The following is a 15,631-nucleotide window of genomic DNA, read 5'->3' on the forward strand; positions in this document are numbered from 1 at the left end:
ATTACTCCTGTTCAGGATTGCGTAAATAATAGCCTACTCCTCGTCTTGTTACAATCCATATTGGGTGACTTGGATTATCCTCAACTTTTTCCCTTAATCGTCTTACAGTTACGTCGACTGTACGTACATCGCCATAATAATCATAACCCCAAACTGTTTGAAGCAGGTGTTCCCTCGTCATTACTTGACCAATATGCTGGGCTAAGTAATATAGCAGCTCAAATTCACGATGAGTTAATTCAATTGTTTCGCCACGTTTTGACACAATATAAGCATCAGGATGAATCACTAATGATCCAATCGCTATCTCGCTACTCTTTTCCTCTTCTTCAGTTTGAGTGGCTACCTGCTGATGTCTTCGTAAATTTGCTTTCACACGTGCAATTAATTCTCTTGTACTAAAAGGCTTCGTTACATAATCATCAGCTCCGAGCTCTAGTCCAATAATCTTATCAATTTCAGAGTCCTTGGCAGTTAGCATAACAATTGGCATCTCATACTTTTTGCGGACTTCTCTACATACCTCAATCCCATCACGTTTTGGGAGCATAATATCAAGAATTAATAAATCTGGATTCAATTCCTCGACCATCTTGATAGCTTCATCACCATCATATGCACAATGGACGGTATATCCCTCTTTCTTTAAATTGAACTGAAGGATATCAGCAATTGGTTTTTCATCGTCTACGACTAATATCGTCTTATCCATTTAACTACTCCCCTAACTATTATTTATAAAATTAATATTCCGACCTACATATAAAAAATCAGTTTAATTCTTAAACGTATTATTTTCGTTTCAATCATTAATTTTTCATATTATATGAATGAGCATTCCACTTCTCTTTTACTATCTATAAAAATAAGCATTTTCGGTATAATCACTAAATGAATGATCTCATCTATTCTAGAACAAACATCTAGTTATTTGAAGGTAATACGGCAAAAATCTTAAAATTCCTCTATTTTAATTTAACATGTTCTTTTCATGAATTCATCTTTTATGCCAAATTAGGTTTTTCCATTATTGCCATTTCCCTAACAAAAAGAATAAACTTCTTACTGATTATTCGTCTCTAATCAAGACTATGTTTTTATAAAGTTTGCAACTCTTTTATTAGCGAATTGAAGGATGTTTACGGTCCTTAACCTATATTTATTCTTAAAACTATACCAAACAACAAGGTAAATATCTTTAATTAATGGATTGTTCTAAAAAAAGTGAGAGTATCCATTATTGGATACCCTCAGCATTTCCTAGTTCCCTATTTATAAATAACTTAATGGATTCATTAAATTTCCATCTTTGTATACTTCAAAATGTAGATGAATACCAGTAGCATCTCCTGTTGCTCCCATGACCCCAATGGCTGATCCCTTTGGTACTATTTCACCGGCGGAAACATTGATTGAGCTTAAATGAGCGTAGACTGTACGGAATCCATTATTATGATCAATAATAATTTTATTTCCGTAACCGCCATCCCAGCCTGCAAATACAACTTTTCCATTATCTGCAGCTTTAATCGTACGATTACTCGGTCTTGCGATATCAATTCCTTTGTGCATACTACCCCATCTTTGACCAAGCTGACTGGAGATATAGCCCCCATTTGTTGGCCAAGTAAAATCACCAGATCCCCTAGATGGGGTTACCTTTGTTCCTACGATGACAATGTGGTTAATAGGCTTTTTTAATACCTTCTCTTCATTTATATCTTTCTTTACTTGTTTACCATTTTCCTCAGTGATAATATAAGTCAATTCACTTTTTCCGTTTTTCCCCTTTTGTTTAACCTTTTTATCCCCTTTGTACATAGAAGGATCCTCGATGACCTCTTTTTTATATGGGGTTTTTTCAATCTTATGTATTTCCTTTTGAACCATGACATGAACAAGAGGCTCATATTCCGTAATATTTAATTCTTGTCCAATTTGAAGAATCGTATCTTCACTTAAATCCGGATTCAATTGGAGCAATTTTTCCTCTTCTAATTGATGCTCTGCTGCAATTGATCCAAGTACATCTCCTTCTTTCACCTTATAAACTTGCTGTTTTAGCGTACCCTTTTGCAGATATTTTACGGCTTGATCTACAGTATAGATGCTACCTGGATCTACTTTTGTATTATTAAATGAAACCTTTTCAGTAAATGAAACGTCTAATAGTCGAGATTGATTTTCTTTAAGTGGCGGCAACTCACTTGATTTTGTGCCAATAGCCTTTAATTGGGACAATTCCTTTTCAGAAACAAATCCTTGTTTAAGCTTTTGTAGGACCTTTTCAGCATCGCTAGAATTTTTCACATATAATACAGGGCTATTATTAATGACTAGACTAACTGCCTCTGCATGAATGGTTAGTAATTTTTTTACTCTATCGATTGTTTGCTCATTTTCAACTTGAGGTCGAAAAACTTGTTCTCGGATGTAGGTAAGCTTGTTTTCTAAAATGAGATGGTAATCTTTAAACCTTGCTTTCATACCATTCACTTCAGAATTAACAACGTCTTCGATGACATTTTTATCCGAAACGGTACCCACAAATTCATCATTCATATATACATGGAAAACGGTATCTATATTTGTATCTGCTGATGAAGAAATTACTTTGAAGAATATAGAAGAAAGAATAAATGCTAAAATAACCGCTTTTTTGAATAGATTCATTGATTGATGTTGAATGCTTTCTTTTGGAAACCCGGATGAGTAATGGAGTAATGTTCTTTTCCAATTCATACGTAAACCTCCCAAATTACCTAAAACACGTCCAATCTACTAGGAAAATGGATTCAATTTTTTCCCTTTATTACATTAACATAAAGTTTAAGAAAGTTTACACAATTTTTCATAATGTAACATAATTGTATAAAAGGTTACATTTTCATCCAAAAAATGATAAAGTATTTCTTCTTTTTTCTGTACTATTTTAAGAGAGAATATGTTGATAAGAAAAGGCTTTCATAGGGACTATCGAGAGGAATGTATATAGAAATCAACATGCAAACATCCTTTTATTTCCATTATCATTACAAATAGATTACAACGAGATAGCATAAAAAAAAGCGCTGCGAGAGTCTATGTCATCGCAGTGCTTTTTGGATGGCTCGGGACGGAATCGAACCGCCGACACATGGATTTTCAGTCCATTGCTCTACCGACTGAGCTACCGAGCCGTATATAATATGCATTTTCTATATGTAATTAATTGTAGTTCGTCATCGCCCAAATTTCAGATAACTTATTCAAGCTATTACTCAATTGGTACGCTGATGTTTTGCTTTGTAGCTTATTCGAACGTGCTTTACCGACTGAGCTACTGAGCTGTATTTTTTATAAAAATGGCGGTCCGGACGGGACTCGAACCCGCGACCTCCTGCGTGACAGGCAGGCATTCTAACCAACTGAACTACCGGACCACTTTATGATATATGGGATGAGCCATGAAGGACTCGAACCTTCGACCCTCTGATTAAAAGTCAGATGCTCTACCAACTGAGCTAATGGCTCATAATAATTTTGAGAAATAAATAAAGATTCGCTATTTTCAGCAAGGCATCTACGACGTCCTGATCTCAGTATGATTATTCAAGAAGCTACTCGATCAGTACTCTGAAGTTTTGCTTCGATGCATATTCGGACGTGCTCTACCAACTGAGCTAATGGCTCATAATTTAATTCTCAGAAAAACTAATAAACTCATTGATAATTAAGTTATTAACTTAATTATTACTATTTCGTAACAACGTATTTTATATTAGCATAATATTATATAATCCTGCAACAAGTTTCGGCATTTTTCAGCAAAAAAAATTTTTTCTTCATTTTCTAATATAGAACTATGTATTTTTAATGAAGATTGGATTTCGCAAATAAAGAAAAAAAAGGCTTTTTATAGCCTTTTTTAGAAATAAGTATTAAATTCAATACTGTTTACTAAAGCTTAGTCTATCTATATTTCGACATCCTTAAGAAAATCAAAGGATAGATTTCCCCAATTGTCCGTGCTGCTCAAGTTGCTTACAATCTCTTATCTCCACACACTATGAATGATATTCGTTTGCTCACGGTCTGGACCTACTGAGAACATAGATAATGATATTCCTGATAATTGAGATATACGTTCTAAATAGTGACGAGCATTAGCTGGTAATTCATCTAGTGTTTTACAAGCTGTAATATCCTCTGTCCAACCTGGAAGTTCTTCATAGATTGGCTCACATTCAGCTAAAATATTTAGATTTGCTGGGTACTCTTTAATAATTTCATCCTTATAACGGTATGCCACACAAATTTTTACTGTTTCGATACCTGTAAGCACATCAATTGAATTAAGGGAAAGGTCTGTAATCCCGCTCACACGACGAGCATGACGAACAACTACACTATCAAACCAACCAACACGTCGTGGACGACCAGTTGTCGTGCCATATTCACGTCCTACTTCACGAATTTGTTGGCCAATTTCATCATGTAATTCCGTAGGGAATGGACCATCACCGACACGAGATGTATATGCCTTAGCCACTCCTACTACATGGTTAATCTTCGTTGGACCAACACCGGATCCGATTGTCACACCACCAGCAATTGGGTTAGATGATGTAACAAATGGATAAGTACCTTGGTCAATATCAAGCATAACCCCTTGAGCACCTTCAAATAATACACGACGTCCTTCATCTAATGCATCATTTAATACAACGGAAGTGTCACATACATATTGTTTTATTTGTTGACCATACTCAAAATATTCATCGAGAATGTCTTCTAAATTAAACCCTTCTGTTTCATAGAAACGTTCAAGTAAACGGTTTTTTTCCTTTAGATTATGAGAAAGCTTCTCCTCAAAAATTTCTTTATCTAATAAATCAGCGATTCGGATTCCTACTCTAGCCGCTTTATCCATATATGCTGGTCCGATTCCCTTTTTCGTTGTACCGATTTTATTTGCCCCTTTTCTTTCCTCATCCATTTCATCAATTTTTAAATGGTAAGGAAGAATCACATGAGCTCGATTACTGATACGTAAATTATCTGTTGCTATTCCTCTATCGTGTAATCCTTTTAATTCTTGTACAAGCGCCTTTGGATCAACAACCATTCCATTTCCAATGACACTAATTTTATCCTTATAAAAAATCCCAGATGGAATTAGATGTAACTTATAAGTTTCCCCATTAAAACGAATGGTATGGCCTGCATTATTACCGCCTTGATAACGGGCAATGACCTCTGCATTTTCTGAAAGGAAATCGGTAATTTTCCCTTTTCCCTCATCTCCCCATTGAGTTCCTACTACAACAACTGACGACATAATCTGGCACCTCCAATAAATATACTTACGTTCTCTATTCTTTACCTTTTCTATTTTACCCATTCAAATAGAAAAGTCAACCGAAACACGAACATTAAATAGATTTACTATTATATTTATTCGTAGTTTGGTGATTTTCTATCAATAAAAAAAAGAATGGTAAAAAACCATTCTCCTTTTTATTATAATCTATGATAACCATATTATGCGCCTGCTGGAACCTGTGCATCATCGAAGCGCCGTTCCAAATTAACAAATTTATTATACTCTTTAACAAATGCTAATGATACTGTACCAACTGGACCATTACGCTGTTTTGCAATAATGATCTCAATGATATTTTTGTTTTCACTTTCCTTATCATAATAATCATCACGATAAAGGAAGGCAACAATATCGGCATCTTGCTCAATACTTCCTGATTCACGGATATCAGACATCATTGGTCGCTTATCCTGCCGTTGTTCTACGCCACGGGATAGCTGAGATAACGCAATAACTGGAACCTCTAATTCACGCGCTAGTGCCTTTAAAGAACGAGATATTTCCGATACCTCTTGTTGTCTGTTTTCACCTGAACGTCCACTACCTTGAATGAGTTGAAGATAATCAATTAAGATCATTCCAAGACCATGTTCCTGTTTTAATCGACGACATTTAGATCGTATCTCACTAATGCGAACACCCGGTGTATCATCAATGAAAATACCTGAATTTGATAGACTTCCCATTGCCATCGTTAACTTCTTCCAGTCCTCATCTGTTAGGGAACCTGTCCGAAGATTTTGCGCATTAATATTTCCTTCTGCACAAAGCATACGCATAACAAGCTGTTCCGCGCCCATTTCTAAACTAAAAATAGCTACATTTTCTCCCGCTTTTGTTCCAACATTTTGGGCAATATTTAAAGCAAAGGCTGTTTTCCCTACTGATGGACGAGCAGCTACAATAATTAAATCATTGCGTTGAAATCCTGCAGTCATACGATCAAGCTCCGCAAAACCTGTAGGAATTCCTGTTATGTCACCCACGCGATTATGAAGCATCTCGATATTATCATATGTTCGTACAAGAACATCCTTAATATTATGAAAGGCACCTGCATTTTTCCGTTGGGCAACCTCCATAATATTTTTTTCCGCTTCATTTAGAAGAGCATCTACTTCATCTTCACGAGCATATCCCTCTTGTGCAATTGTTGTTGCAGTTCGAATCAATCGTCGAAGTAAAGATTTTTCTTCTACAATTCTTGCATAATACTCTATATTTGCAGCAGTTGGCACTGAGCCTGCGACTTCACTTAAATAAGAAACTCCCCCGACATCTTCCAATTGCTTAGTGGCCGCCAATTCCTCTGCGACAGTAACTAAATCGACTGCTTTCCCCTCGTCATTTAATTTTAAAAATACATTAAAGATTTTTTGATGGGCACTGCGATAAAAGTCTTCGGGAATTAATACTTCAGAAGCAAGGATTAACGAGGCTGGTTCTAGAAAAATAGCACCTATTACTGCTTGCTCCGCTTCAATATTTTGAGGGGGCATACGATCTGCAAATAAATCACTCATTTATTACAAACCTCCCATTCTCTTTATGGGGTAAAAAATATACTAACCGGATAGTAAAGTTAAAACAATCTATATGAATCATAGCTTTTATGATATTTAGATGGAGGGAATTTCATCTCTCCATTAAAAAAAGTGATCAAACAATCGAAAGATCACATAATGGTATTACTTAGCTATTTCTAGTAAAGATAGAAGAATAGAATTTATTCCTCTATCTTCACTTCTCTATTTTATCATGATTTTGCTCAAATGAAGCTGGCAAATTTAACTTTCTTCTTTTACATGTACATTTAAAGTAGCTGTGACCTCAGAATGTAATTTCACTGGAACCTTTGTTACGCCTAGTGTACGGATAGCATCATCTAGCTCCATCTTACGTTTATCTATTTTTATTTTAAATGTTTTATTTAATTGCTCGGAAATTTGTTTGCTTGTGATTGAGCCAAATAAACGGCCACCAGTACCGGATTTTGCTTTTAGCTCAACAGTGATTTTTTCAAGCTTTTCCTTTAATATCTTTGCATCCTCAAGCTCTTGTTCAGCTATTTTTTGTTCCTTTTTCTTTTGAGCATCTAAACCTTTTAGGTTTCCTGCCGTAGCTTCAACAGCTAACCCTTGCTTAATTAGAAAGTTATGTGCATATCCATCTGCAACATTTTTTGTTTCGCCTTTTTTACCTTTCCCTTTTACATCCTTTAAAAATATAACTTTCATGATTTTTGACTCCCTTCTAAATAGTCATCTATTGCTTTTAGTAATTGTTCCTTTGCATCCTCAATTGTTGTATCCTTCAGCTGTGTAGCAGCATTTGATAAATGGCCACCACCACCGAGACTCTCCATGATGACTTGAACATTTACTTTTCCTAATGAACGGGCACTAATACCAATTTCGTCCTCAGACCGTTTGGATACGACGAATGAAGCCTCAACTCCATCCATTGTAAGTAACGTATCAGCTGCCTGGGCGATTAAGACTGAATTATAAATCGTATCATCCGTACCCACCCCTATAGCAATGCCGTCACGGTAAAACGCCACACTTTCAATCAGTTTGGCACGTTTTATATAAGTATTCAAATCTTCTTTTAAAAACTTTTGGACTAAAACGGTATCTGCACCCTGTCCTCTTAAATAAGATGCTGCATCAAATGTACGCGAACCTGTACGTAAGGTAAAACTTTTTGTATCAACAATAATACCTGCTAATAATGCCGTTGCTTCCAGCATATTCACTTTTTCATTTTTAGGTTGATACTCTAATAGTTCGGTAACAAGCTCTGCAGTAGAGGAAGCATAAGGCTCCATATATACAAGTAGAGGATTTTTAATAAAATCCTCACCACGTCGATGGTGATCAATGACAACAATATTTTCAATTTTTTTAATCAATCGATCATCAATTACAAAGGAAGGCTTATGAGTATCTACAACCACAAGTAGTGAATCTTCTGTTGCCATCTCCAAGGCTTCCTCTGGAGTAATGAAACGAGTATATAAGTCAGGATATTGCTTTACTTCTTCTATTAATCGTTTTACACCTGTATCAATTTCAGAAAAATTAATGACAATATATCCTTCTTTCCCGTTCATTTCAGCTACCTTCCGTACACCAATTGCTGCACCAACTGCATCCATATCGGGAAACTTATGACCCATCACAAATATTTTATCACTTTGCGTCATCAACTCTTTCAATGCGTGAGAGATTACGCGAGCACGCACTCGTGTACGTTTTTCCATCGGATTGGTTTTACCACCGTAAAACTTGACCTTTCCATTCATTTCCTTCATCGCAACTTGGTCGCCACCTCTACCAAGGGCGATATCTAAACTTGATTGGGCTAATACCCCTAGATCCGGCAATGCTGGGACACCTGCTCCAATCCCAATACTTAATGTTAAAGGGATATTCTGTTTTGACGTTGTTTCCCGAACTTCATCCAGGATTGAAAATTTACTTTTCTCTAAATCAAGGAGAATTTTTTCATTTAATACACTTATGAAACGCTCGGAAGAGACCCGTTTTAGAAAAACGCCATACTCCATGGCCCATTTATTTAGTATAGAGGTTACAAGACTGTTTAAACTACTTCTAGTTTGGTCGTCCATTCCTTGAGTAACTTCATCATAATTATCTAAAAATATGATTGCGATGACTGTTCTTTCTTCCTTATAAAGTTTTTCAATTTCAGATTGCTCCGTTACATCAAAGAAATATAATAATTTTTCTTCTAGCTTTAAGGTCACTTTATACTTTCTCCCATTTAAGGAAACCATTTCCGAGTCAATTTCTTGCTTGATTAATGGAACAACATCTTCCGCAACATCATAAAGGGAACGACCGACGAGTGTTTCTTCGTTAAAACAGGAAGCCATGAACTGATTGGTCCATTCGATAAATAAATCATCATTAATCAACATAATTCCAATCGGCATTTCCATTAACGCCTCTTCACCGACTCGTTTTATACGATAAGATAAAGTGGAAATATAATCGAGTGTTTCCTCATTGGACTTTTGCTCTAGAAAAAAGGCTAGATAAAAAAGTGCTCCTAATAGAAGAAGTCCGATTACGGTAATCCACCAATGATAAAAACCAATAAGCACCAAAAGGGCCAAAGAAACGGCCAATAAACCATAAAGAGGATATCGAACCATTCGCTTATTAAAATTTGAAGGCATATTTTTCTCTCCCATTTTATTGAAGGCTATTTTCGTATAGACTGTTCACTTTTAGATTTCTCTAATAACAAACATAGTAAAATCTCTTTACAATAGTCTACCCTTGTTTATGAGGATTTTCGATTCAAAAATTGTCGCAAGCCGAATCCTAAATCCATTATACCTAATATCCTTATTATATATTGAAGTGGGAAAAGGAAAAAAGTAAAAATAACAATTAGTATTGGAATCGCTTTTGTCCATCTTTTTTCATGGCTAAAAAAGAACACAAAAGAATATCCTTGGAGAACCATTAGCATCTGTAAAATAAAGTTTAAATTAACTAAAGCCATATTTCCATAAGTACCTTGTTCTGGGCGCCAAACTATAGCCAATATGATGGTAATTAAATAATACCATAATATGCTTTTCGGTAATTTTAATTCACGAAAGGCGTTCCATTTAGGAACATCAATTTTAAACCGTTTCACAATCGGTAAATTAATCGCTAGCAGTAGCCAAACAACTACAAAGGAGGAAATAACTAGTAAGCTAGGTAGCAAAGTTGTGATTGTGTCCAGGAATGCATTATATTGCTCCATTAGCTGCTCCGAGGATCCTTGTCCAAGTCCTTCTAAGATCTTTGCACTTTGTTGAAATGAATCCTCAAATGTAGTAATTAATACTTTTAAAATGTTTTTATTAAATAGAACGATAAACGCAATGTATTGTAGGATAGCATTTAACAAAAATAATATACTAGCTGACATGTACAAAACGAATTTTGATTTTTTCGTTCGAATACAGTATCCAATTGCAATCCCTGTTGTTCCATAAATTAATGCAACTGGTATTAAAAAAAGTGATCCTAATAATACCGAAATGAGAATGCTTCCTATTAATAATACTAAAGCATGCTTGAACGGATATTTAGCACTATATAATATGAAAGGTAAGAGTAGAAAAAGCACGGATACTATAGATAAAAGGGGTATATAGTTGTAAATAAATAGTAGTATCGCGAACACAGCGAGCATTAGAGCTCCTTCAGTCAACATTTTTGATTTTCCCATTATTTCACCTCATGTATCTAATAGCTTTATACTACCATACAGAGAAGAAAACTCGAAATGTAATGGATCATAATTCAATGAAGGACTTCTGTTCGAACTCATGGGGGCTATGATCGGGAGTCTGATCCGAACGAGATTGTTGCTTCTGTAAAGCCCTACCGAAGGCTTTTACTATTGGAATTGGTCTTCATCCTAGATTTGGGTTAAAACATGCTCTAAACTTCAACCATATTTGAGAAAAGAACTTTTAAAAAAAAGAGGTTGCTGAAATTGCCTCAGTCAACCTCTCTAAACTAATTTTTTTATTTATTCTTCACTTTGAAATAAGATACAATTTCTTGCAAATCATAGCTTAATCCTTTCAAATCCTCTGACGACTGCGCGATAGTTTGGATCGCACGTAATTGCTCCTCCGTAGACGCACCCACTTCTTCACAAGCAGCTGCTGTTTGTTCAGACATTGCAGCCATGCTTTGAATTATATGGACTAACTCCTCCTTATGATCTGAAACGGCTTGAACACTTGAATATACTGTTTGGATAGAATCTTGAAGATCATTAATAAGTGTTGAAATGGCATTGAATGTATCGTTTGTATCAAGAACTACTTGAGATTGCTGCATAAAAATTTCATTCGTTCGATCCATTTCTTCGACCGCCCGCTGGGATTCTACCTGTATATCAAGAATGGTGTCTTTCACTTGATTTGTTGCATGAACAGATTGTTCAGCTAATTTCCGAACCTCTTCAGCCACAACGGCAAAACCTTTTCCATGCTCTCCTGCACGAGCCGCTTCAATACTAGCATTTAAAGCAAGTAAATTGGTTTGTGAAGATAAATTAGTAATTACCTGAATAACTGTTTCAATCGTTTTCACCTTATGTGAAAGATCAGTAATAATTGAAGACATAGATTGAATGAACTGCTCTGATTGCCTGAATGAGTCAGTTAAATCATTCATTTTATTAATACCAAGATCATTCATTTCACTTGCCTTCTTAGCAACATCGGACATTAGCCCAGACTTTTGATATATCTCATTGATTTGTGTACTCAACTGAGCTGAGTTATTATTAGCAGCCTCTGCTTCTTCTGCAGATCTTGATGCTCCCTCCGCTATTTCATTTACTGCGACAGCCACTTGCTCACTAGAAGCATTTGTTTCCTCAGAAGTTGCACTTAGAGACTCTGCTGATTCCTTAACTTTAAAGACAGAAGAATTAACACGTAAGATAATTTCTCTTATGCGATTCACCATCGTATTAAAGTGATGTGATAAATCACCAATCTCATCTTTCGATTTCACGATGGATACCGCTGACAGATCTCCATCCGATAACTGCCCCATAGCTTTCTTTAATTGCCCTATAGGCTTTGTAATTCGAATTGAAATAAAGGTTAAGATACAAATAGAAATGAATAAGGTAATGATTCCTAGAACTAAGAGAGTCAATTGAATATCTCTTGCCATCACCATCAAATCTTTTTGTGAGTATATTGCACCGATTCTCCATCTATTCGTTAAATTGGTACTATATACAAGAACCTTGTTATCTCCTTCTTTTTGATAATGAATAATCCCATGCCCTTTATTCTCTTGCATCATTTGATCGAAATAAGGGTATTTTGTTACATCCTCGCCGCGGGAATCCTTATAAATAATGGACTTTCCTTCACCATTTACAATGAAAGGAACACCTTTATAGCCAATTTTCATGTTTGAAACTCGGTTTGTTATTGCAGATAGTTTTATATCAACGCCGATTACACCGACAATCATTCCTTTTTTAATAACAGCCTTTGATCCAGTAATAACAAATTCATTAGTCGTTTTATCCTTATATGGCTCCGTCCAAACGACCCTTCCAGTTGTATTAATGGCATTTTTATACCAGCTTTCTAAGGTTGGATCATAATCAGATGGTAATTGGACCGCTGGGAAAACGAGCATTTTTTTATTTGTTGTGGCAAAATAAATATTCGTTGCCTCTTTATATGTATTTAAGTATCCATCGAACAACTCTTTTATATCATTATCTTTTAATATTTCCGCTTTCTTTGAAGAAATTTCATTATATCCATATTGACCGACTTTTTCATATGAACTCATTTGCTGTAAGCTCTTCTCATACTGATTAAAATAAAGCTGGATCGAATAATTTAAATCATCAACTAAACGGTCTGTTTCGGAAATAACACTCTCTTCGTTCTTTTCGCTAACTCTCAAGGTTGTTAAACCAATCATTACCGTAAAAGCAATAATCAATAGTAGAGAAATAATAAATATAAATTTAAATTTAATAGATTTAATCAAATCTCGAACACACCTGCCTACTCAAGGATGGATGAATACAATAGTTCATTCTACCTTTATATTCGACAAAAATTGCAAATTGTTTAGATAAGGGAGATATGTTGGAATTTTTTAATATTTAGTAGACCTTTTTTCAATTCGTCATGTCTCTTATCATTCAGTCACTACATTCTTTAATTTTGAATACATCCTATTTTACCTATGAGTCTTGTTTTTCCAGACTGATAACCTCTTACAATCAATTATTTGCAAAAAATAAGAAAAAAACCGAACCTTTTTCTGATAAAGAGACAATATAGTGTGTAAGCTGCTTACCCAGGAGGGCCTTCTGCATGCAAAGTGAATATATGTACCAATTACTCACAAAAATGAAAGATGGTGATCAACAGGCGTTTCATACGTTATATGATGCCACCTATCAGGATGTCTACCGAACAGTCTCCTTTATGGTGGATCATCAGCAGGATCGAGAAGATGTCATGAATGAGATCTATATGCAAATGTGGACCTCACTTGCTAACTACGACACGAACCGTCCTTTCCACTTTTGGCTAAACGGATTAGTTATCCGTCAAGTGCAGAGATTTCGAGTAAAGAGCTGGCGGAGATTCCGAATTTTTGAACGCATCCGTAGCTTCTCACAGGAAGAGTCTCATTGGGATCAACCTACTGTGTTGAGTGATGGAACAAACCAACTGATATCAAAAGCTATCCAAAAACTAACCGACAAACAACGGGCGGTAATTATCCTCCGCTTTTTTCACGACTATACTCTTGAGGAAATTGCGACATTGCTCGATATTCCACTGGGGACAGTCAAGTCCAGATATCACGCAGCCATTCAGTCGCTTCGAAAAAATAAAAGGATTCTCCCCCTGGAAAGGATGGAAAATATCAATGACTATTGAACGCAAAATCCGTGAACATCTGCACAAACAGGCAGAAACTATGGAGTGCCCTACGGACATTTCCAAACGAATAGAACAATCATATTCTCAATATTTTCAACAAAAAAGGAGAGAAGTAACCATGAAAAAACGATTAATTGGTGGATTAGTTGCTGCTGCAATTTTGATTCCAACCTCTGCATTTGCTGCCCCACCCCTGATTGAAATGCTTACTAGAACACCAATGACCGCTGAACAAGTCAAGATGGATAAAGTTAGCAAGGAAACACTTAAAAAGCTGTATAGCGCATTTCCTGAAACAAAATCGTTTAAGATTATCGATGCAAGCAATGTTGAAGGTATCCAAACAAGCATCATACTGCAGGAAAAAGGAGGAACCGGCAAAAAGATTACCCTTCATACAAACAGTAATACAGGTAAAATTGAACACGTGAATCAAGAGAATTGGGAGCCTAAAGAGAAGCCACTCATTACTTTAACCAATCAGGAAATCAAGGCGAAAGTAGATTTGCTCATTGATAAAATGTATGGCAACATCGAAGATTACGAGTTTACTATGGAGCAAATGGAGAACCTAGATCAAAAAACATTTATGTTGAATTACATCAAAAAGGGATCAAAAACACCGTTCTACCAAGTATTTGTTCAGGACAATACTATCAGTGTTTCTCTTATCGGAGGTGAGACTACACCTTCAAACAGTAGAGTAGAAGGTTTCTTCTCATTAAATGGTAAGCCCGATTATACTGCTGATGCCTTTATAAATGATGAAAAACTCTTTTCTTTATTAAAAATGAACCCGACAGAATTAAAACAAGAATTAGCAAAAGGTAAATCTGTTGTGGAGATTGCAGCATCTAAAAGTGTCTCTAAACAACAAGTGATTGATGTGATCGCAGAAACACAGGTTGAAAGACAAATTGAAGCTGATAAAAACAATCCTTCAACAGAACAATTATTAAAAGCTATTGAACCGAAAGTATTACAAGTTATTGAACACAAAACTGAAACACCATGGTAGAAATAACAAGTCAAAGTGAATAAGGTTGGCAAAACAACGCTTGAGAAGATGTATAGTGCAATTCACGAAACAAAATAGTTTGAGAGTATCTATATAGCTTTTTTTCAAGCTCAACTTCATCATGCAAAATGCATACTATCCCGATTTTATTTTTAATTAATATTAAATTTGGAAGGGGCAACAGGGATATCCAGATATGTTTGCCCTGTATCCCTCTGATGTTCTAATTATTAGAGAGAGAAAGATTTTTCTTTTCCTTTAAATAAAGCCCAATTTCTCAGTGTGAAAATGAAGAACTGAGAAATTGGGCTTTTTTCTTTCTAAAAATAATTTACTATTATTAATAGTGATAGCTGAGAAAAATTCGTATCAATTATAACTATTACGCAACAAGGTGAATTCTTTAAAGTAGGGCACTAATCAGTTATATTCTAAAGGTAAAAATGAATACAAAAAAGCACAGTAAGATTTATCTTCACTGTGCTTTTAATACTTTTTAATATTATTCACCAGATACATATGGTAATAAAGCCATAGTACGAGCGCGTTTAATAGCAATCGTTAATTTACGTTGGTATTTAGCGCTTGTTCCAGTTACACGACGTGGAAGAATCTTTCCACGTTCAGAAATAAACTTTTTCAAAAGATCTACATCTTTATAGTCGATGTGTGTGATACCGTTAGATGTGAAGTAACACACTTTACGACGTTTACGTCCGCCTCTGCGTCCACCTGCCATGTTATTTCCCTCCATTTCCTTCAT

The 15,631-nt window shown here is 35.5% G+C and carries 11 protein-coding genes and 3 tRNA genes; 2 read left to right on the top strand and 12 right to left on the bottom strand.

Annotated features, from left to right (window positions below; genetic code table 11):
- Nucleotide 1: 1 nt before the first annotated feature.
- The 11 genes from yycF to MHI39_RS26230 form a co-directional block, all read right to left on the bottom strand.
- Entirely contained in the window at nt 2–712 is a 711-nt protein-coding gene (gene yycF, locus MHI39_RS26180) for a response regulator YycF (RefSeq protein ID WP_071975503.1), read from the bottom strand.
- 560 nt (nt 713–1,272) lie between these two features.
- Complete coding sequence (locus MHI39_RS26185; protein ID WP_342540478.1) at nt 1,273–2,742, bottom strand: peptidoglycan DD-metalloendopeptidase family protein; 1,470 nt, start codon at nt 2,740–2,742, stop codon at nt 1,273–1,275.
- Between the two features lie 364 nt (nt 2,743–3,106).
- A tRNA-Phe gene (locus tag MHI39_RS26190) sits at nt 3,107–3,179 on the bottom strand.
- A gap of 166 nt (nt 3,180–3,345) precedes the next feature.
- Nucleotides 3,346–3,422: transfer RNA gene (locus MHI39_RS26195), tRNA-Asp, on the bottom strand.
- Nucleotides 3,423–3,440: 18 nt separating this feature from the next.
- Nucleotides 3,441–3,513, bottom strand: a tRNA-Lys gene (locus MHI39_RS26200).
- Nucleotides 3,514–4,033: 520 nt separating this feature from the next.
- Complete coding sequence (locus MHI39_RS26205; RefSeq protein ID WP_058005124.1) at nt 4,034–5,320, bottom strand: adenylosuccinate synthase; 1,287 nt, start codon at nt 5,318–5,320, stop codon at nt 4,034–4,036.
- Nucleotides 5,321–5,523: 203 nt separating this feature from the next.
- Nucleotides 5,524–6,888, bottom strand: coding sequence for a replicative DNA helicase (gene dnaB, locus MHI39_RS26210; RefSeq protein WP_212944919.1), 1,365 nt, complete (start codon nt 6,886–6,888; stop codon nt 5,524–5,526).
- A gap of 264 nt (nt 6,889–7,152) precedes the next feature.
- A complete protein-coding gene (gene rplI / locus MHI39_RS26215) occupies nt 7,153–7,602 on the bottom strand; it encodes a 50S ribosomal protein L9 (protein ID WP_058005126.1) in 450 nt (149 codons plus the stop codon).
- Nucleotides 7,599–9,572 (bottom strand): DHH family phosphoesterase, encoded by a 1,974-nt coding sequence (locus MHI39_RS26220; RefSeq protein WP_212944917.1) that lies wholly within the window; start codon nt 9,570–9,572, stop codon nt 7,599–7,601. Before MHI39_RS26220 ends, rplI begins: the two co-directional genes overlap by 4 nt.
- 107 nt (nt 9,573–9,679) lie before the next feature.
- Entirely contained in the window at nt 9,680–10,624 is a 945-nt protein-coding gene (locus MHI39_RS26225) for a YybS family protein (RefSeq protein WP_342540479.1), read from the bottom strand.
- A gap of 302 nt (nt 10,625–10,926) precedes the next feature.
- Nucleotides 10,927–12,939, bottom strand: coding sequence for a methyl-accepting chemotaxis protein (locus MHI39_RS26230; protein ID WP_342540480.1), 2,013 nt, complete (start codon nt 12,937–12,939; stop codon nt 10,927–10,929).
- 332 nt (nt 12,940–13,271) lie between these two features.
- On the opposite strand from MHI39_RS26230, the gene MHI39_RS26235 reads away from it, so the two are divergent.
- Nucleotides 13,272–13,847, top strand: coding sequence for a sigma-70 family RNA polymerase sigma factor (locus MHI39_RS26235; protein ID WP_342540481.1), 576 nt, complete (start codon nt 13,272–13,274; stop codon nt 13,845–13,847).
- Nucleotides 13,837–14,868, top strand: a complete 1,032-nt coding sequence (locus tag MHI39_RS26240) for a hypothetical protein (RefSeq protein ID WP_259548544.1) — start codon at nt 13,837–13,839, stop codon at nt 14,866–14,868. Before MHI39_RS26235 ends, MHI39_RS26240 begins: the two co-directional genes overlap by 11 nt.
- A 502-nt stretch (nt 14,869–15,370) precedes the next feature.
- On the opposite strand, the gene rpsR is transcribed toward MHI39_RS26240, so the two are convergent.
- Nucleotides 15,371–15,607: a 30S ribosomal protein S18 gene (gene rpsR, locus MHI39_RS26245; protein ID WP_058005131.1), complete on the bottom strand. Its 237-nt coding sequence runs from the start codon at nt 15,605–15,607 to the stop codon at nt 15,371–15,373.
- Nucleotides 15,608–15,631 lie beyond the last annotated feature (24 nt).

The sequence above is a fragment of the Heyndrickxia sp. FSL K6-6286 genome (assembly GCF_038630395.1).
In the GTDB taxonomy this organism is placed as follows: Bacteria; Bacillota; Bacilli; order Bacillales; family Bacillaceae_C; genus Heyndrickxia; species Heyndrickxia oleronia.

What these genes read in the sequence shown, in the direction of transcription:
- yycF (WP_071975503.1), bottom strand. Translation starts at nt 712, where the DNA reads ATGGATAAGACGATATTAGTCGTAGACGATGAAAAACCAATTGCTGAT.
- dnaB (WP_212944919.1), bottom strand. Translation starts at nt 6,888, where the DNA reads ATGAGTGATTTATTTGCAGATCGTATGCCCCCTCAAAATATTGAAGCG.
- MHI39_RS26235 (WP_342540481.1), top strand. Translation starts at nt 13,272, where the DNA reads ATGCAAAGTGAATATATGTACCAATTACTCACAAAAATGAAAGATGGT.
- MHI39_RS26205 (WP_058005124.1), bottom strand. Translation starts at nt 5,320, where the DNA reads ATGTCGTCAGTTGTTGTAGTAGGAACTCAATGGGGAGATGAGGGAAAA.
- MHI39_RS26185 (WP_342540478.1), bottom strand. Translation starts at nt 2,742, where the DNA reads ATGAATTGGAAAAGAACATTACTCCATTACTCATCCGGGTTTCCAAAA.
- MHI39_RS26225 (WP_342540479.1), bottom strand. Translation starts at nt 10,624, where the DNA reads ATGGGAAAATCAAAAATGTTGACTGAAGGAGCTCTAATGCTCGCTGTG.
- rplI (WP_058005126.1), bottom strand. Translation starts at nt 7,602, where the DNA reads ATGAAAGTTATATTTTTAAAGGATGTAAAAGGGAAAGGTAAAAAAGGC.
- MHI39_RS26220 (WP_212944917.1), bottom strand. Translation starts at nt 9,572, where the DNA reads ATGCCTTCAAATTTTAATAAGCGAATGGTTCGATATCCTCTTTATGGT.
- MHI39_RS26240 (WP_259548544.1), top strand. Translation starts at nt 13,837, where the DNA reads ATGACTATTGAACGCAAAATCCGTGAACATCTGCACAAACAGGCAGAA.
- rpsR (WP_058005131.1), bottom strand. Translation starts at nt 15,607, where the DNA reads ATGGCAGGTGGACGCAGAGGCGGACGTAAACGTCGTAAAGTGTGTTAC.